This is a genomic window from Desulfocurvus sp. DL1XJH-121, assembly GCF_054819825.1.
The window spans coordinates 51044-67149 of the sequence record NZ_JBTVWW010000004.1; the positions used below are offsets into that span (position 1 = coordinate 51044).

Consider the following 16106-nt stretch of genomic DNA (forward strand, 5'->3'; position numbering starts at 1 on the left):
GGAATCCGTGTTATGGGTCTACGGTGCGAATTGTCCGGGCCGCCGGGCCCGCGTCCGGGATACAGGAGGGAGGATCTCATGCGCTTGTGTACGTCCCTGCGTTCGCGGCTGATCTTGGTCATCGCCGTGTTCGTGACGGCCATGGTCGTGTTCCAGGCATGGAACGAATACCGGGGCAAGCTGGCCCTGCTTCTGGCCCAGGCCCGCAAGACCGTGGCCGTGCAGTATTATCCGGTCAAGCGGCTGGTTCAGGAGCAGGCGGCCCCGGACGGGGTGCATGTCACCAGCGAGATGCTCGCGCCCCTGAAAAAGGAGTTCGGCTTCAACATCTCCGTGGTGGTGCCCGACGGGGCGAAGTTCCGCTACGCGGCCAAGACCCACGACCTGAGCATCCCCGAGAAGATGTTCCCCTGGCTCAAGAAGGTCATGGCCGCCGAGGGCCCGCTGTTCCGCCGCGTGAGCAAGAACGGCAAGGAGCTGGTGACCTACTACACCCAGATGCGCGACGCCTCGGGCCGCGTGGCCGGGGTGGTGGCCATCCCCCGCGACATCACCTCGGACCTGGCCGAGCTGCGCCGCGACGCCTGGCTGCGCCTGGGAGTGGGCCTGGGGCTCCTGGCGGCGGTCCTGGGGATCATTTTCCTGGTGCTGCACCGCTGCGTGAACAGCCCCCTGACCGACGTGCTGGGCTTTCTGGACGCGGCCGCGGACGACGGGTATTCCGGCAGGCTGCGGGAGTCGTATCCCGCCGAGATGGGAGCCCTGGCGCGGGGGGTGAACGGCCTCATGGCCACGGTGCAGGAGGCCATGGGCAGCGCCATGGAGGAACGCGAAAAGGCCCTGGAGCAGGCCGGGAGCGCGGAGCGCGCCCTGGTTTCCGTGCGCGAGAACCAGGGGCGCGTGAACCGCATGGTGGAGAAGATGGTGGACGCGGCCAACAGGGCCGGGGGCATTTCCGAGGACATCAGGGAGTCCTCCAGGCAACTGGCGGACCAGGTCCGCGACACGGCCGACAACGCGGGCTCCCAGCGCGAGCGCGCCCAGGAGACGGCCAAGGCCATGGAGGAGATGAACGAGGCCGTGCTTTCGGTGGCCGAGAACGCCTCGCGAGCGGCCGAGGGCGCGCAGATAGCGCGGGACAAGGCCCTGCAGGGCGCGGACGTGGTGGAGCAGGTCAACCGGGCCACGGCCGAGGCCCGTGAGCGAGCGGACCGCATGAAGGGGGCCATGGACGAGCTGGGCCGCCGGGCCGAGGGCATCGGCCGGATCATCAACGTGATCACGGACATCGCGGACCAGACCAACCTGCTGGCGCTCAACGCGGCCATCGAGGCCGCGCGCGCGGGCGACGCGGGGCGCGGCTTCGCCGTGGTGGCCGACGAGGTGCGCAAGCTGGCCGAGAAGACCATGCAGGCCACCAAGGAGGTGGAGGAGGCCGTGTCCGGCATCCAGGCCGTGTCCGCCGAGAGCATGGCGGGCATGGATTCCGCGGCCCAGGCCGTGTCCCGGAGCAGTTCCCTGTCCGTGGAGGCCGGGGGCTACCTGCGCGCGATAGTGGACATCGTGACCCAGACCGCCGACAATGTGCAGACCATCGCCGCGGCGGCCGAAGAGCAGTCCGCCACCAGCGAGCACATCACGGACTCCATGGAGGGCATCAACGAGATCGCGGCCCAGACCGTGGAGGGCATGGGCCGCTCCCACGGGACCATCAAGCATGTTTCCGCCCTGGCGGGGGACCTGCAGGGGCTGATCACCGAACTCAGGGATTGCGCCGAGGAAAAGGAGGATGCGGAATGCGGCTTAGACGGGTGACCTCGCTCACGGCCTTGTCGTCGTTTCTGGTGCTCACGCTGACCAGCGTGGTGCTCTACATCGCGCCCCACGGCCGGGTGGCCTACTGGTCGGATTGGCGGTTCTGGGGCCTGTCCAAGGACGCCTGGGGCGAGGTGCACCTCAACGTGGGCGTGCTGTTCCTCCTGGCGGCGGGCCTGCACCTCTGGCTGAACTGGGGGCCGGTGACGACCTACCTCCGGGATCGGGCCAGGAACTTCCGCTTCTTCACCGCCGAGTGCAACGTCGCCCTGGCGCTGTGCGCCCTGTTCACGGTGGGGACCCTGGCCGAGGCGCCGCCGTTCTCCTGGATCGTGGACGCGGGCGAGCACATCAAGGAACGGGCCTCGCGCGTGCACGGGGAGCCGCCCTACGGCCACGCCGAGCTGTCCACCCTGGCCGGGCTGGCCAAGAAGACGGATCTGGACCTGGACGCGGCCCTGGCGGCCCTGGACGCGGCCGGATACACGGGGTTCGGGCCCGACGCGGTGCTCATCGACGTGGCCAGGGCCAACAACGTGTCCCCCAGGGAGGCCTTCCAGGCCATGGGCGGCGGCAGGCTGCCCGACGTGGGCGCGGGGCTGCCCGAAACCCCGCCCGCAGGCACGGGCAACCTCACGGTGGCCGAACTCTGCGCCACCTACGGCCTGGACAAGGTCGCCATTCTGAAGGCCTTGGACGCCTTGGGAATCACGGGCGGGAATCTGGAGAACAGGACCCTCAAGGCCCTGGGCAAGGACGCGGGCAAGCACCCCGAGGACATCTACGCGCTGATCCGCAAGGCAGCGCTCAGCCCTGCGGCTCCCTGAGGATTTCGGCCTCGAGGTCGGCCATGAGCGCGGGGAGGTCCAGGCCGTATTTGGCGCAGGCCTCGTCCAGGGTCAGGAACAGGGCCTGGCAGAGGATGCATTCCCCGGCCTGCATGTCGCGCTCTCGGAACACGTGTTCCGTGCTCCTGTGGGCGGCCACCACGTCCAGGATGGTCATGTGTTCGTGGATTTCCCGCGTCACGCCCGGGCCTCGGCGGCCGCAAGGGCCATGTCCAGGGCTTCGGGGATGCGGGCCACGATGGCCGCCACCTGGGTGGCCGGGGTGGGCTTGGCCAGGCTCCCGGCCAGACGATTGGCCAGGGCCGCCGTGGCCGCGGCCCCGGGCACGGAGAGGCCCGACTCCACCAGGGCGCAGGCGATGCCCGTGACCGTGTCCCCGGTGCCGCCCATGGCCTCCATGGCCTCCTCGCAGGGGGCGTCCACGGTCATCAGCACCCCTTTTTCGTCGGCCACGTGGTCCACCGCGCCCTTGACCAGCAGGCAGGCGGCGGCGTTGTCGTGTTCGTAGGCCCGGCGGATGAGTTCGGACACGTCGGCCCCCTCGTGGAGCAGGAACCCCCGGGCGTAGAAGGGGTGGGGCGCTGTCTCGTCGGCCAGGTAGGCCAGCTCGCCCACGTCGGGGGTAAACAGGTCGAAGGCCCGGGCCCGGCCGCTCATCTTGGCCGCGTACATGAAACCCGCGTCGGCCACCAGCCGGGGGCGCTTGGCCATGGCGTCCACGGCGAACTCCACGCGCAGCATCCAGTCCGCGTCGGGCTGCAGGTAATGGAAGGCCAGAGTGGAGAAGTCCCGGCAGGGCAGTTCCCGCTCCAGGAAGGCGTAGAGCTTGCGGCTGCCTTCGCCAAGGCCCTCGTCCCCCACCAGGAAGGCGTGGGGCGGGTCCAGCCCCAGGCGCGAGCAGGCCGCGCAGGCCGCGGCCAGCAGCGCCGGGGTGCCGCGCACGGCCGGGCCGGACCACGGGCCCACGCGGACCTCTCCGTCCTGCATGGACGCCGGGCCTTCCACCAGCCCCACGGCCGGGTCGGGTATGGTGCCCGCTACGCCGAGCATTGGCGCAGGATCTCCTGATGGGCCAGATCCAGGGCGTAGGCGCACAGCGTATGCCCCAGGTCCCGGGGCCTCGGGCCCTCGTCCAGGGACAGGCCGATGATGCGCGCGGCCAGATAGGGCACGTCCGGACAGCCGCCGCCCGAGACGTTGACCACCACGCGCGTGGCCTTGTCCACGGTGATCTTCATGTTCGCGGCCCGGACCATGAGATACGCGCCGAAGTCCTTGGTCTGGAAGATGTCCACGGGCTTGAGCAGCGGCCCGGTCACCGGGGCGGCCTCCAGGGGCGCGAGCCCGCCAGTGGCCAGGATGCGCCGGACCCTGAGCTCCTCCATGAGCGGAAAGACCACCACCAGATCGCAGCCGGTCTGGATTTCCGGGGGCGGCCCCATGACGCGCACGGGGCAGCCCTCGGCCTTGAGCAGTTTTTCCGCGCGGATGACCTCGCTGGTGTTCTCGAACACCAGAAAGCCGTCGCCCACCAGGGCGTTGGACTTGGGCGCCTGGCGCCTGCGCAGCAGATCCAGCAGGGCCACGGTCAGCCCTTGGCGATGGTCAGCGCGTATTCGTCGCCTTGCTCCTCCAGGGATTCGATGGCCCAGCCCTTGCCCGTGGCGGCGCGGGAGACGTTTTCCTTGGAGGCCTCGGTGTCCAGCAGCACGGTGATGCGGCCGGAGCCCAGGCGGTCGATGGCGCTCAGGGTGTCCAGCACGGGCTGGGGGCAGGAAAGCCCGCGGGCGTCGACAGTTTCGCTCATGATCATATCCTCTCTTGATTTGAGAGTTATCTGAAACCGTTCAAAAATAGCGCTTCACTGAGATGCGAGGCGCAAGGAAAATTCAGGCCCGACGCGTATCCCCATACGCGAGGGGGTGAATTTTCCGCAGCAACGAAGCAGATCGCTGTTTTTCAACGGTCTCCCTAGGCCTTGTTCTTGATGGTCGCGCCAATGACCAGGCAGACGATGAGGCCTACGGCCACGGCGGCCGCCCCGTGGGGGCCGATGCCCTTGGGCGAGCTGGCCAGACCGAAGTTGTGGGCGAAGGCGGCGCCCACGATCATGCCCAGCACGAACACCGAGGCGTCGCCGTCGCCCTCGCCGGCCATGAACAACTGGCGTCCGGGGCAGCCACCGGCCAGGGCGAAGCACAGCCCGGCCAGGGTCATGCCCGCGAAGTTCCAGAAGTGCAGGGTGTGGGCCACGGGCTGGCCCTCGAAGCCCACCTTGACCTGGCCCAGGGCCAGGTTGGTGGCCGCGGCGGCCACGAGCAGGGCCACGAGCCCCATGAAGAGGTGCGTCTGCTTGAACAGGATCAGGTCGCGGAACGCGCCCATGGTGCAGAACCGGCTGCGCTGGGCCAGGAAGCCCACCAACAGGCCCACGCCCAGGGACAGGAACAGGGGCGCGTGCATGGCCCCGGGGCCCTTGAGGCTGTAGAACAGCACGCCGCTCTTGGGCTCGCCCGGAATCTGCGGGCTGAGCAGGAGGATGACCAGCAGCCCGGCCATGACCGCGGGCATGAGCAGGCCCACTGTGGCCGGGGCCTTGTGGCTGCGGCCCAGGTTGTAGCCCTGGCGGAAGAACAGGGTGCCCATCCAGATGCCGAAGATCAGCCCGGCGATGCCCAGCAGCGCGTTGAGGTCGCCGCCGGCCAGGCGCAGGAGCGCCCGCCACGGGCAGCCCAGGAAGACCAGGGCGCCAATCATGGCGAACACGCCCAGGATGAAGCGCACGATGGGCGCGGACCCGGTCCGGGGGCGGAAATCCTTGCACAAAAGGGCGGCGGCCAGGGCCCCGAGCACGAAGCCCATGATCTCGGGCCGCATGTACTGGACCACGCCGGCCCGGTGCATGCCCACGGCCCCGGCGATGTCCCGCTCGAAGCAGGCCACGCAGATGCCCATGTTCCCGGGGTTGCCCAGGTACTGCAAGAGCGGCGCGAGCACGCCGATGGCCAGGCCTACCGCGATGATGCCTCCTTTGCCGGCAAACACGTTCTTCATGCCTGATCTCCTTGTCTGAGCTGCCCCGCTGAGCAGGGTCCCGAAGGGGACGGGCGGGATTATTCCAGTGCAGCGGCAGGTTAGAACAGGCGACAGGGAATGGCTAATTCAAAAGCCGGATAATATAGATGAATGGTATCGGGAAAAGCTATGTATCCACTATTGGGAGGGAGCGGGGCGGTGTTGAAGCAGGGGCTTGCCCGCTTGCAGCAGGGTCGGGCGCCGCATGTTCCGTTGAATTGCGCGTCCGGGCGGTCATTGATGCGGACCGGCAGCGGGCGTCGGCGCGCTTGCTGCCGTCTGATATGTCAGGACGACCCGGAGTGTTCGGCGCGCTGCGTGCGCGTATCGTGCGGGAGGCGTCTAGCGCCGCCGGGCCGTTCCCCCGCCCGCGGGGGCCTCGCCTTGCGCCCCCTGTTGGGGCGCGCCTTCCGTGGCCTTGCGCTGCTGGGCTATGCGCACGTACTTCTTGCGCATTTCGCTGAACGTGGCCTGGGTGCTGCGGCGCGCGGCCGGGGTCAGGAACGAGGACAGCTTCTTCTCCAGGATGTGCGGGTTGGCCTCGGTCTTGATGGCGCACACGCCCTCAATGATCAGCTTCTGCACCAGGGCCTCGCGCTCGGTCTTGCCCCGGATGCACTCGGCCATGGGCGAGAGGATGAAGTTGCCGAACAGGATGCCGTAGAGGGTGGAGATCAGCGCGATGGGGATGTAGCGCAGGATTTCGCCCGTGTCCCCCAGGCCGATGAGCAGGCCGATGAGCCCGATGACGCTGCCCGCAAGGCCGAAGGCCGGGGCGTACACGGCCATGGAGCGGAAGACCCGCTCCTGCTGGATTCTGCGCGCGCGGAAGAACTGGATCTCCGTCATCAGGATGTCGCGCATCTGGTCCTCGGGGTAGTTGTCCGCCAGCATGTTCAGGGCGTCGCGCAGGAAATGCACCGTGGTCTGCTCTCCGGCCTTTTCCAGGGAGGTCAGCCCGTCCAGGCGCGAGCGGATGGCCGTGTCCAGGAGCACGCCGATGACCTCGTCGGGGTCCGTGTCCTTGCGCAGGTATGCGCCCTTGGCCACGAAATAGGCGGTCTTCAGGTGGTCGAAGGGGTAGGAGAGAATGGCCGCGCCCAGGGTGCCCGAGACCACCACCATGAAGGCCTCCACGTTCAGGTAGGCCATGGCGTTGCCCGTGATGATGAAGGCGGACACGAAGACCGCCAGGCAGATCAGCACGCCGAAGAGGTTCGTGCGGGTCATTGTATGGCTCCTTGGGGCTCCGCCGGCTCGGGGGCCTCGGGCCGTTTGAGTTCGATTTCCACGCGCCGGTTGCGGGACTTGCCCTCGGAAGACAGGTTCGGGGCCCGGGGCTTGTACATGGAATGCCCGGCCACGGTGATCTGGGCCGGGTTCACGTCGTTGGCCGCGATGAGCTGCTTGGCCACGTTCACGGCGCGCTGGGCGGAGAGCTCCCAGTTGGTGTCGAACTGGGGCGTGTGCACGGGGGTGGAATCCGTGTGCCCGTGCACGATGACGTCGTAGCGGGCCTTGGCCACGATGCGGGCCACGGTGTTCAGGAACTGCACGCCCCCGGGCTTGATGTCCGCCTGGAAGCGGTCGAAGAGCATGGGGCCGTGCATGCTGATGCGGATGGTGTCGCCTTCCATCTCCACCACCACGTCCTGGAGGCCAGCCTCCTGGACCGCGGCGCTGACCATCTCGCGGATCTCCTGGGGCCCCACGTCGGGCAGCACGCCCGGAACGTTCTTCTGGAAGACCTGGTTCTCGCCCTTCTTGGAGCCCAGCTCCGAGAGCTGGTCCACGTTCTCGTACTCCACGTGGCCGCGAAAGGCCTTCATGTAGTCCACCTTGGAGCTGGCGTACACGAAGAGCACCGTGAACAGCACGAACATGGTCATCATCAGGTCCGACCAGGGCACGGACCAGTGGAATTCGGGCATGTCCTCGTCCAGGAACGGGTCCTGGTCGAAGCTCCGTGGGGAACGCCGGGGCCGGGGCTGGCCCTGCTCCTGGGATTCCTTGTCCTGTTCGGTCGTGTCGTGCGTCATGCCGACTCCTTGCGTCGCAAGCGTCGCCGCCTCGCGGCGGCGGTGTTCTTCGCGGGGCATGGAGCCCCCCCTGACCTCTCATCGGGGCCGCGCGCCAATTCTTTAGCCGCCGGGCCCGTGGCGGGCACAATCCGCCGGATGGTCCAAGCCCACGAGCAGCGCGTAGAAATGGCCCACCACCACCTTGCTGGCCACCTTCACGGGGATGTGCCGTTCGTCCGCCGTGACCCAGACCCTGAGCTTGGCGTCCTTGCTCTTCTTGAAGACCCCGCCCACGTGGGCCAGGTCCGGCTCCACCAGGAAAGTGTCGAAGCGCCCGGCGGGCACCTCGATCTCCTGGCGCGAGAGCACCGCGGCCTCGCCGATGACGCATTTGACCCCGTCGCTGACCGGGCGCATGACCCGCACGCCCTCGGCCACGGGCATGGCCCTGAAGGCGTAGAACACGGACAGGGGGTCCATGGTCCCGGGCAAGATGACGATGGGCTCCTTGGGGCCGTTGACGAGATTGGAATACTGGGCGCGCCCCTTGTCCCAGAGAAAGTTCACCGTTATATCGCGGTGGTAGGAGCCTTCCCGCTGGCGCTTCACGTACAAGAGCGAGCGCTCCACGTTCCGGTCCGTGTAGGCGTCCACCACGTCGCGCACCTTGTAGAAGGCGTCCACGAAGGCGTTGCTCGTGGCCGTGAGGCGGAAGTGCTGCGCGGGCACCCCGTCCAGGTCTTCGGGCGGCAGCACCCTGAGCACGGCCTCGCCCGCCGGGATGGCCTGCCAGCGCAGGCTGTAGGTCAGGGTCTCGCCCGGGCAGAAGGGCAGGTCCCCGCCCCACGCGGGACAGTGCGGGGCCAGGGCCAGGAGCAGGGACAGGGCAAGGGCTCGCAGCATGGGAATCCGTTCGTTTCAGGGGAGGACCGTTCTCCATGGATAACGCAAGTCCGCCGCAAAGGGAACAGTCGCCCCCGCGTGCGCGTGTTTCTGGGCCTCTTTGCGGAAAATTTCGTCCGGGGTCTTGCCTTGGATTTGTGAATAAAGTATCAATTCCGAACGCATCTTGTTTTTCCCTGGCGCCTTGTGCCGGACCGCCCGTTATGATTATGGATTTTCCGGTGGGGTGCGTGCGAGGGGGGGGGCGATCCGCAGCCTGTGGGCGCGGTTCCGAGGCCTGGTTGCGGCCGTGCGCCCTGCGCACGGCCGTGGCCCGGCGGGGTCTGTTGTGACCCCGGCCGGGGGTGCGGTGGTGCGCGAAAAAAATGCTGTTTGCGTTTTTTGGAATGAAAGGCGGCTGCAAAACGCTTTTCCCTCGTGCCGCGGGCCTTCATGCAGATAGTATTGATATGAGGCGGCCCCCGGACCCAGAGGGTATTCTGGTCTTCCCGACTTGACACTTTGTGTGGAAATGTGATTCGGAGTAGTATCCCAAGGAAAAAAAGGCCTGTGTTTCAGGCTTGATGTGGGCAGCCTCGCGGCCGGTCCCCCGGATCGATGCGCGCGGCGGCGGCTCCAACCCCGCAAAGGAGGGAGAGGCAGATGGTCTTTACCTGGCTGAACCTCGCCATTGTGTTGGCCCTGCTTGTGGCCGTGGGTTTTGCGGCGGGTCCGGTCGCGGGCTCCGTGCTGCTGGCCCCGCGCTATCGCGGAGGGGCCCACGGCGAACCGTACGAATGCGGCATGGCCCCGCACGGCCCCACCTCCTGGATCCGGTTCGGCATCAACTACTGGATCTACGCCCTCCTGTTCCTGGCCTTCGACGTCGACGTCCTCTACCTGTTCCCGGCCGCGGCCTACTATCCCTTCTCCGAGGGCTGGTGGCCGTTCGTGAAGATCACCATCTTCATCGTGGTGCTGGGTCTGGGCTGCGTGTACTTCTGGAAAAAGGGAGTGTTTGAATGGCCGCGCAAGATCTCGCAATAAGGGAGGCCGTCACCGGCCAGTCGGACCCCATGATCAACCTGAAGCTCGTGGGCAAGGCCCTGGACGTGTGCCGGGCCATGTCCCTGTGGCCCATGACCTTCGGCCTGGCCTGCTGCGCCATCGAGATGATGGCCGTGGGCATGGCCCGCTTCGACATTTCGCGTTTCGGGGCCGAGGTCTTCCGCCCGTCCCCGCGCCAGTCGGACCTGATGATCGTGGCCGGAACCGTGTCCAAGAAGATGGCCCCGGCCGTGGTCAGGCTCTACGAGCAGATGCCCGCGCCCAAGTACGTCATCGCCATGGGCAACTGCGCCATCTCCGGAGGCCCGTTCCGCTTCAAGGGCCAGTACGGCATCGTCGAGGGCGTGGACCAGCTGATCCCCGTGGACGTGTACGTTCCCGGCTGCCCGCCCAGGCCCGAGGGCCTGCTGGAGGGGCTGTTCCAGTTGCAGGAGAAGATCACCGGCCGCCGCTGGTGGCCCGAGCCGGACCAGGGCTAGGAGGAGAGACAGGATATGCAGTGGCTCGAAGACCTTCCCACCGTCTGTTTCACGCAGTGCGACTTCCAGGTCACCGGGGAGACCGCCAGCGTGTTCCTGGATGCGGCCTGGATCAAGGCCGCGGCCAAGCGGTTCCTCAAGCAGGGCTATTTCCTCGAGGACGTGACCTGCCTCGACGTGGAGGAGGGCTACCTGGTCCTCTATCATTTCGACCATTACGACACGCCCGGGCGCATCACCGTCCGGGTCGTCGCCAACAGGGCCACCCCCAAGGTGCCTTCCATCGCCGACGTCTACCACGGCGCGGAATGGCACGAGCGGGAGTGCATGGACTTCTATCCCGTGGTCTTCACGGGCAACCCCAACCCCTCGCGTCTGCTCCTGCCCGACGACATGCTGGAGAAGCCCCTGGCCAAGGACGAAAAGGACCGCAAGCCCATGCTGGGCCTGTTCCGCTTCACGGAGCTCGGGGCCTGCGCCGACGACAGTCCCTGGGGCGAGACCCTGGCCGCCAAGCTTGAGGCCGATCGCGCCGCCGCCGAGGCAGCCGCCGAGGCCGCTGCCGCCGCAGCCGAAGAGGCCGCGGCTGCAGAAGCCGTCGAGGACGGGGAAGGGGAAGAGGCCGCCAAGGCCGAGTAGCCGCTGGGCACGCCGCGCGGCCCAGGCCGACGCGGGACCCGAACGCCGAAAAGGGAAAGCGCCATGCTCAACACCGACGATCAGATTTTTGGGGATGCCTACGCCAGGCACTTCGAACGCGGGCCCGACGACAGCACCATGGTCATCAACATGGGGCCGCAGCATCCGTCCACCCACGGCGTGCTGCGCGTGCTCTGCGAGCTGGACGGCGAATACATCCGCCGCGCCGAGCCCGTGCTCGGCTACATCCACCGCATGCACGAGAAGATGGGCGAGACCAAGAGCTTCTGGCAGTTTCTGCCCAACATGGGCCGGGTGGACTACCTGCACGCCATGGGCTGGGCCCACACCTACGTCATGGCCGTGGAGAAGCTCGGGGGCATCGAGGTCCCGGAGCGGGCCGAGTACATCCGGGTCATCGCCACGGAGATGAACAGGATCTCCTCCCATCTGCTGTGGTGGGGGGCCTACCTTCTGGACCTCGGGGCCTTCACGCCCATCATGTACGCCTTCGCGGACCGCGAGATCATGATGGACATCCTCCAGGAGCCCACGGGGTCGCGCCTGACCTACTGCTACCACCGCTTCGGCGGGGTGCAGAAGGACATGTCCCCGGCGGTGCTGGAATCCATCCGCGACTGGGTCAAGTACCAGCGCGAGCGCTGGCCCATGTACAAGGATCTGGTCACGGACAACGTGATCCTCAGGGGCCGCGTGGAGAACATCGGGGTCATCGACCGCAACATGTGCGCGCGCTACGGGGCCACGGGCCCGGTGTCGCGCGGCTCGGGCATCGACTACGACTGCCGCCGCGACGAGACCTATTCCATCTACGACCGCTTCGACTTCGACATCCCCGTGTACCAGGAGGGCGACAACTTCGCCCGCTACATGGTGCGCATGGACGAGATGGAGCAGAGCCTGCGCATCATCGAGCAGGCCCTGGACGGCATCGACAAGGCCGAGGGCAAGTACATCGCGGCCAAGGCCCCCAAGCCCACCTACAAGGCGCCCGAGGGCGAGGTCTACATGGCCACCGAGGGCGCGCGCGGCAAGATCGGCATCCACGTGGTCAGCGACGGGGGCAAGAACCCCTACCGCATCAAGCTCAGGGCCCCGGGCTACTGCAACCTGAGCCTGTTCGCCGAGTTGGCCAGGGGCACGCTCCTGGCGGACGCCGTGGCCATCCTGGGCAGTCTGGACCTGGTTATCCCGGAGATTGACCGATGAACGAACTGAGCAAAGCTTTGGGCGGCGCGCCCGTGGAACTGTTGCAGATCGTGATCGGGCTGGTGTGCCTGGCCGCGTTCGTGGGCCTCAACGCCGTGGTCCTGGTCTGGATGGAGCGCAAGGTGGCGGGCCATTTCCAGCGTCGCCCCGGGCCCTTCGAAGTGGGCCCCCACGGCATCCTGCAGACCGTGGCCGACGCGGTGAAGCTCATCGCCAAGCAGCTGTTCGTGCCCGAGGGCGCGGACAAGATCCTGTTCTGGGCGGCCCCGTTTTTGGCCTTTCTGCCGGTCTTCGTGACCCTGTTGCCCATTCCCTGGGGCGAGTGGCTGGTGACCTGGGAGGTCAACCTGGGCATCCTGCTCATCCTGGCCTTCGCCGGCATCGGCGTGCTCTCCCTGTGCCTGGCGGGCTGGAGCTCCAACAACAAGTGGTCGCTCCTCGGCGCCGCGCGCGCGGTGTCCCAGTCCGTGGCCTACGAGATTCCCATGCTGCTCTCGCTGCTCGCCGTGGTCATGATGACGGGCAGCATGAACCTCTCCAGGATCGTGGCCTTCCAGGGCTCCTGGCCCTGGGAGTGGCTGGCCGCGTCCCAGCCCTTCGCCTTCCTGATCTATTTCACTTGCGCGGTGGCCGAGACCAACCGCGCGCCCTTCGACCTGCCCGAGGCCGAGAGCGAGCTCACCGCCGGGTTCCACACCGAGTATTCGGGCATGGGCTTCGGTCTGTTCTTCCTGGCGGAATACGCCAACATGATCGTGGTCAGCGGCGTGGCCACGGCCCTGTTCCTGGGCGGCTGGAAGGGCCCGGGCGTGGACGGGGTCTGGTGGTTCCTGATCAAGGTCTACGCGCTGATCTTCATCATGATGTGGTTCAGGTGGACCTATCCGCGCGTGCGCTTCGACCAGCTGCTGAACATCGCCTGGAAATGGCTCATCCCCCTGGCGGTCCTGAACCTCCTGGCCACGGCGGCCTGGATCAAGATCGTGGGCATGAACCTGCAGCTGGTGTAGGCGCGGGGCCCCGAGGGGCCGGACTTGGATACGAAACAGGGGTACCTGATTATGCTCAAGCGCAAGAAACTGACTGTCTGGGACACCGTGAAGCGGCAGTGGAGCCTCATCGTGGGCCTGAGGGTCACGGGGATCAACTACGTCAAGCCGCAGCTCACGGTGCACTACCCGCGCGAAACCGTGGGCGCGGACAGCCTGGCCGGCTACAAGGGCCACATCCAGCTCGTGGGCAAGCCCAAGGAGCCGGCCGTGCCCAAGTGCATCTGCTGCATGCTCTGCGTGACCAGCTGCCCGTCGGGCTGCATCAAGGTGGTCAAGACCAAGCCGCCCAAGGTGGAGGAGTCCGCGGTGGAGGGCGAGCCCCCGGCCAAGCCCAAGGCGCCCAAGACCCCGTCGCGCTGGACCCTGGACTACAATCTCTGCTCCCTGTGCGGCACCTGCGCCGAGGTCTGCCCGGTGAAATCCATCGAGTTCTCCAAGGACGTCTACCTGGCGGGCACGTCCCGCAAGGATTTCGAGTTCGACCTGATGGCCGATCTGCGCGAACGGGCCGCCAAGGCCCCGGCGCCGGAGAAGAAGGCCAAGCCCGAGAAGAAGGCCGAGAAGGTCGAGGAACCCGCCACGGAGACGGCGGAGGCATAGTCCAAAACGCCCCGGGAACCCGCCTGGGGCGAAACACGGAAGCGAGGGCCGGTTGTCCATGGAATACTTAGTCGTCGCCAAGATACTGTTCGCCTTGTACGCGCTGGCCGTGCTGTTCGGCGGGTTCATGGCGGTGCTCGCCAAGAGCCTGGTGCGCGCCATGGTGGGGCTGATCCTGACCCTGTTCGGGGTGGCGGGCATGTACCTGCTGATGAGCGCCCCGCTCATGGCCTTCATGCAGCTGCTCATTTACGTGGGCGCTGTGGTCATCCTGATCTTCTTCGCCGTGATGCTGACCAAGGCCCCGGAGGAACGCGAGGGCGAGGCCTCGCCCTTCGGCCGCAGGCTGGTGCCCGCGCTCCTGGGCGCGCTGGTGCCGGCGCTGGTCCTGGGAGGCATGATCCTCACCGTGCCCCAGGCCAGTTCGGGCCAGCCCTCGGACATCCCCGTGGTGCTGCTCGGCAAGGGGCTGATGGAGGACTTCGTGCTGGCATTCGAGCTTATTTCCGTAGTGCTGCTCATCGCCATGGCGGGCGCGGTCCTGCTGGGCTGGGAAAGGAGGAAGGGAAGATGACACCGCTCGTCCTGTATCAGCTTGTGGCCGTGTTTCTCCTGGCCATCGGCCTGTTCGGCATCATCCATCGCAAGACCCTGGTGGGCATGCTCATCTGCGTGGAGCTGATGCTCAACGGCGCGGGCCTGGCCATCGTGGCCGCGGGCCAGCTCACGGCGGCCTCGGCCGTGTTGGGGCAGCTGACCACGCTCCTGGTCATGGGACTGGCCGCCGCCGAGGCGACCCTGGTCCTGGCCATCATCCTGGTGGTGGTGAAACGATTCGGCTCCGGCGGAACCGAAGTAATCTCGGAACTCAAGGGGTAGGACATGACTGGGAACACAGAAAGCCTGCAGCTCCTCATCCCGCTGGCGGTCACCTTCGTGGCGCCGTTTTTGATCTACGTGTTCCGGCGGGATCAGAACCAGCGCGAGGCCGTGTCCGTCATCGCGGCGGCCCTGGCCTTCGCGGGGGTGGCGAGCTTCATCCCCGGCGTGCTGGCGGGCGAGGTCAAAACCCTGACCTTGTTCACCATCCTGCCGGGCATCTACGTCAAGCTCTGCGCCGACGGGCTGACCATGATCTTCGCGCTCATCGCCACCTTCCTCTGGTTCTGGGTCAGCTTCTACAACGTGGGCTACATGAGAAGCCTCAACGAGCACGCCCAGACCCGCTACTATTTCTGCTTCGCCGTGGCCATCTTCGGGGCCGTGGGCGTGGCCATGAGCGCCAACGTCTTCACCCTGTACCTGTTCTACGAGGTCATCAGCGTGTTCACCTACCCGCTGGTGGCCCATCACCAGGACGCGGAGGCCTACAGCGGGGCCCGCAAGTACTTCGTGTACTTGATGGGCACGTCCAAGCTCTTCCTGCTCCCGGCCATGGTGTTGACCTACGTGCTCTGCGGCACCCTGGACTTCAACCTGAACAACATGGTCCAGGGCATGTTCCCGGCCCAGGTGGTGGCCCAGCATCCGGTGCTGGTCCAGGTGACCTACGTGCTGTACATCGCGGGCCTGGCCAAGGCCGCGCTGATGCCTTTCCACAACTGGCTGCCCTCGGCCATGGTCGCGCCCACCCCGGTGTCGGCCCTCCTGCACGCGGTGGCCGTGGTCAAGGCGGGCGTGTTCTCGGTGTCGCGCGTGGTGCTCTCGGGCTTCGGCGTGCAGACCATGGACACCCTGTTCCTGGGCATCCCCACGGCGTACCTCGCGGCCTTCACCATCGTGGCCGCGTCGCTCATCGCCATGACCAAGGACGACCTGAAGGCCCGGCTGGCCTATTCCACGGTCAGCCAGCTGTCCTACATCATCATCGGCGTGTGCATGCTCACGCCCCTGGCAGTGAAGGGCGGGCTGGTGCACATCGCGCACCACGCCTTCTCAAAGATCACGCTGTTCATGGGCGCGGGCGCCATCTACGTGGCCTCGCACAACAAGAAAATCAGCCTCATGGGCGGCTACGGCTGGAAGATGCCCTGGACCTTCGGGGCCTTCGCCATCGCCTCCCTGTCCATGATCGGCGTGCCGCCGGTCTGCGGCTTCGTGTCCAAATGGTACATGGTCAACGGCGCGGTGGAGATCCACCGGCTGGTGCTGCTCTGCGCGCTTCTGGCCTCCACCATCTTGAACGTGGCCTACTTCGCGCCCATCACCTACCACGCCTTCTTCGGCCGGCCGTCGCCGGAGGGGCACGTGGAGAACGTCAGCGAAGCCCCCAAGACCATGGTCATCCCGCTGTGCCTCACGGCGGCCATCTCCGTGTTCCTGGGTCTGTATCCTGATACGTTCTTCCAATTCATCAACGTGTTCGGGGGGTTCTAGGCGATGAACAGGTTAGGAAAC

General features: G+C 66.8%; 19 protein-coding genes. 11 read left to right on the top strand and 8 right to left on the bottom strand.

The window, feature by feature from the left end; all coding sequences use genetic code 11:
- The first annotated feature begins 78 nt into the window (after nucleotides 1–78).
- Together ACYYG1_RS04185 and ACYYG1_RS04190 are read left to right on the top strand one after the other, a co-directional pair.
- Nucleotides 79–1815: a methyl-accepting chemotaxis protein gene (locus ACYYG1_RS04185; RefSeq protein WP_461209027.1), complete on the top strand. Its 1737-nt coding sequence runs from the start codon at nucleotides 79–81 to the stop codon at nucleotides 1813–1815.
- Nucleotides 1797–2642: a DUF4405 domain-containing protein gene (locus ACYYG1_RS04190; protein ID WP_461209028.1), complete on the top strand. Its 846-nt coding sequence runs from the start codon at nucleotides 1797–1799 to the stop codon at nucleotides 2640–2642. The genes ACYYG1_RS04185 and ACYYG1_RS04190 overlap by 19 nt, the downstream gene beginning before the upstream one ends.
- Here ACYYG1_RS04190 and ACYYG1_RS04195 read toward each other — a convergent pair.
- From ACYYG1_RS04195 to ACYYG1_RS04230, 8 genes are all read right to left on the bottom strand, one after another.
- On the bottom strand, nucleotides 2623–2844 hold the full coding sequence (locus ACYYG1_RS04195; protein WP_461209029.1) for a hypothetical protein: 222 nt from the start codon (nucleotides 2842–2844) through the stop codon (nucleotides 2623–2625). The two genes, ACYYG1_RS04190 and ACYYG1_RS04195, sit on opposite strands and share 20 nt — an antisense overlap.
- Nucleotides 2841–3713, bottom strand: coding sequence for an NAD(P)H-hydrate dehydratase (locus tag ACYYG1_RS04200; protein WP_461209030.1), 873 nt, complete (start codon nucleotides 3711–3713; stop codon nucleotides 2841–2843). Before ACYYG1_RS04200 ends, ACYYG1_RS04195 begins: the two co-directional genes overlap by 4 nt.
- Complete coding sequence (locus ACYYG1_RS04205) at nucleotides 3701–4249, bottom strand: putative Se/S carrier protein (RefSeq protein ID WP_461209031.1); 549 nt, start codon at nucleotides 4247–4249, stop codon at nucleotides 3701–3703. Before ACYYG1_RS04205 ends, ACYYG1_RS04200 begins: the two co-directional genes overlap by 13 nt.
- A gap of 2 nt (nucleotides 4250–4251) precedes the next feature.
- Nucleotides 4252–4470 (bottom strand): sulfurtransferase TusA family protein, encoded by a 219-nt coding sequence (locus tag ACYYG1_RS04210; RefSeq protein WP_461209032.1) that lies wholly within the window; start codon nucleotides 4468–4470, stop codon nucleotides 4252–4254.
- Between the two features lie 164 nt (nucleotides 4471–4634).
- Nucleotides 4635–5717: a YedE family putative selenium transporter gene (gene yedE, locus ACYYG1_RS04215; RefSeq protein WP_461209033.1), complete on the bottom strand. Its 1083-nt coding sequence runs from the start codon at nucleotides 5715–5717 to the stop codon at nucleotides 4635–4637.
- A gap of 363 nt (nucleotides 5718–6080) precedes the next feature.
- Entirely contained in the window at nucleotides 6081–6968 is an 888-nt protein-coding gene (locus ACYYG1_RS04220) for a motility protein A (protein ID WP_461209034.1), read from the bottom strand.
- Nucleotides 6965–7777 carry an OmpA/MotB family protein gene (locus ACYYG1_RS04225; protein ID WP_461209035.1) on the bottom strand — a complete coding sequence of 271 codons (813 nt, stop codon included), beginning with the start codon at nucleotides 7775–7777 and terminating at the stop codon, nucleotides 6965–6967. The genes ACYYG1_RS04220 and ACYYG1_RS04225 overlap by 4 nt, the downstream gene beginning before the upstream one ends.
- 102 nt (nucleotides 7778–7879) lie before the next feature.
- Entirely contained in the window at nucleotides 7880–8662 is a 783-nt protein-coding gene (locus ACYYG1_RS04230) for a DUF3108 domain-containing protein (protein ID WP_461209036.1), read from the bottom strand.
- 642 nt (nucleotides 8663–9304) lie between these two features.
- Between ACYYG1_RS04230 and ACYYG1_RS04235 the strand changes: the two genes are divergently transcribed.
- The 9 genes from ACYYG1_RS04235 (at nucleotide 9305) to ACYYG1_RS04275 (ending at nucleotide 16085) form a co-directional block, all read left to right on the top strand.
- Nucleotides 9305–9688: an NADH-quinone oxidoreductase subunit A gene (locus ACYYG1_RS04235; protein ID WP_461209037.1), complete on the top strand. Its 384-nt coding sequence runs from the start codon at nucleotides 9305–9307 to the stop codon at nucleotides 9686–9688.
- Entirely contained in the window at nucleotides 9664–10188 is a 525-nt protein-coding gene (locus ACYYG1_RS04240) for an NADH-quinone oxidoreductase subunit B (protein ID WP_461209038.1), read from the top strand. The genes ACYYG1_RS04235 and ACYYG1_RS04240 overlap by 25 nt, the downstream gene beginning before the upstream one ends.
- Before the next feature lie 15 nt (nucleotides 10189–10203).
- Complete coding sequence (locus ACYYG1_RS04245) at nucleotides 10204–10827, top strand: NADH-quinone oxidoreductase subunit C (RefSeq protein ID WP_461209039.1); 624 nt, start codon at nucleotides 10204–10206, stop codon at nucleotides 10825–10827.
- A gap of 63 nt (nucleotides 10828–10890) precedes the next feature.
- Nucleotides 10891–12057 (top strand): NADH-quinone oxidoreductase subunit D, encoded by a 1167-nt coding sequence (locus ACYYG1_RS04250; RefSeq protein ID WP_461209040.1) that lies wholly within the window; start codon nucleotides 10891–10893, stop codon nucleotides 12055–12057.
- Nucleotides 12054–13067, top strand: a complete 1014-nt coding sequence (nuoH, locus tag ACYYG1_RS04255) for an NADH-quinone oxidoreductase subunit NuoH (protein WP_461209041.1) — start codon at nucleotides 12054–12056, stop codon at nucleotides 13065–13067. The genes ACYYG1_RS04250 and nuoH overlap by 4 nt, the downstream gene beginning before the upstream one ends.
- Nucleotides 13068–13091: 24 nt before the next feature.
- The gene (locus ACYYG1_RS04260) at nucleotides 13092–13709 is read left to right on the top strand and encodes a 4Fe-4S dicluster domain-containing protein (protein ID WP_461209042.1); all 618 of its coding nucleotides are present in this window, start codon (nucleotides 13092–13094) and stop codon (nucleotides 13707–13709) included.
- A 58-nt stretch (nucleotides 13710–13767) separates the two neighbouring features.
- Nucleotides 13768–14283: an NADH-quinone oxidoreductase subunit J family protein gene (locus tag ACYYG1_RS04265; RefSeq protein ID WP_461209043.1), complete on the top strand. Its 516-nt coding sequence runs from the start codon at nucleotides 13768–13770 to the stop codon at nucleotides 14281–14283.
- On the top strand, nucleotides 14280–14588 hold the full coding sequence (gene nuoK / locus ACYYG1_RS04270; protein WP_461209044.1) for an NADH-quinone oxidoreductase subunit NuoK: 309 nt from the start codon (nucleotides 14280–14282) through the stop codon (nucleotides 14586–14588). The genes ACYYG1_RS04265 and nuoK overlap by 4 nt, the downstream gene beginning before the upstream one ends.
- A 3-nt stretch (nucleotides 14589–14591) precedes the next feature.
- Nucleotides 14592–16085, top strand: coding sequence for a monovalent cation/H+ antiporter subunit D family protein (locus ACYYG1_RS04275; RefSeq protein WP_461209045.1), 1494 nt, complete (start codon nucleotides 14592–14594; stop codon nucleotides 16083–16085).
- Nucleotides 16086–16106: the final 21 nt, after the last annotated feature.

Bases quoted from the DNA above. Each gene is read 5' to 3' on its own strand.
- ACYYG1_RS04185 (WP_461209027.1), top strand. From the start codon at position 79: ATGCGCTTGTGTACGTCCCTGCGTTCGCGGCTGATCTTGGTCATCGCC.
- ACYYG1_RS04190 (WP_461209028.1), top strand. From the start codon at position 1,797: ATGCGGCTTAGACGGGTGACCTCGCTCACGGCCTTGTCGTCGTTTCTG.
- ACYYG1_RS04200 (WP_461209030.1), bottom strand. From the start codon at position 3,713: ATGCTCGGCGTAGCGGGCACCATACCCGACCCGGCCGTGGGGCTGGTG.
- ACYYG1_RS04210 (WP_461209032.1), bottom strand. From the start codon at position 4,470: ATGAGCGAAACTGTCGACGCCCGCGGGCTTTCCTGCCCCCAGCCCGTG.
- yedE (WP_461209033.1), bottom strand. From the start codon at position 5,717: ATGAAGAACGTGTTTGCCGGCAAAGGAGGCATCATCGCGGTAGGCCTG.
- ACYYG1_RS04220 (WP_461209034.1), bottom strand. From the start codon at position 6,968: ATGACCCGCACGAACCTCTTCGGCGTGCTGATCTGCCTGGCGGTCTTC.
- ACYYG1_RS04225 (WP_461209035.1), bottom strand. From the start codon at position 7,777: ATGACGCACGACACGACCGAACAGGACAAGGAATCCCAGGAGCAGGGC.
- ACYYG1_RS04230 (WP_461209036.1), bottom strand. From the start codon at position 8,662: ATGCTGCGAGCCCTTGCCCTGTCCCTGCTCCTGGCCCTGGCCCCGCAC.
- ACYYG1_RS04235 (WP_461209037.1), top strand. From the start codon at position 9,305: ATGGTCTTTACCTGGCTGAACCTCGCCATTGTGTTGGCCCTGCTTGTG.
- ACYYG1_RS04240 (WP_461209038.1), top strand. From the start codon at position 9,664: ATGGCCGCGCAAGATCTCGCAATAAGGGAGGCCGTCACCGGCCAGTCG.
- ACYYG1_RS04245 (WP_461209039.1), top strand. From the start codon at position 10,204: ATGCAGTGGCTCGAAGACCTTCCCACCGTCTGTTTCACGCAGTGCGAC.
- ACYYG1_RS04250 (WP_461209040.1), top strand. From the start codon at position 10,891: ATGCTCAACACCGACGATCAGATTTTTGGGGATGCCTACGCCAGGCAC.
- nuoH (WP_461209041.1), top strand. From the start codon at position 12,054: ATGAACGAACTGAGCAAAGCTTTGGGCGGCGCGCCCGTGGAACTGTTG.
- ACYYG1_RS04265 (WP_461209043.1), top strand. From the start codon at position 13,768: ATGGAATACTTAGTCGTCGCCAAGATACTGTTCGCCTTGTACGCGCTG.
- nuoK (WP_461209044.1), top strand. From the start codon at position 14,280: ATGACACCGCTCGTCCTGTATCAGCTTGTGGCCGTGTTTCTCCTGGCC.
- ACYYG1_RS04275 (WP_461209045.1), top strand. From the start codon at position 14,592: ATGACTGGGAACACAGAAAGCCTGCAGCTCCTCATCCCGCTGGCGGTC.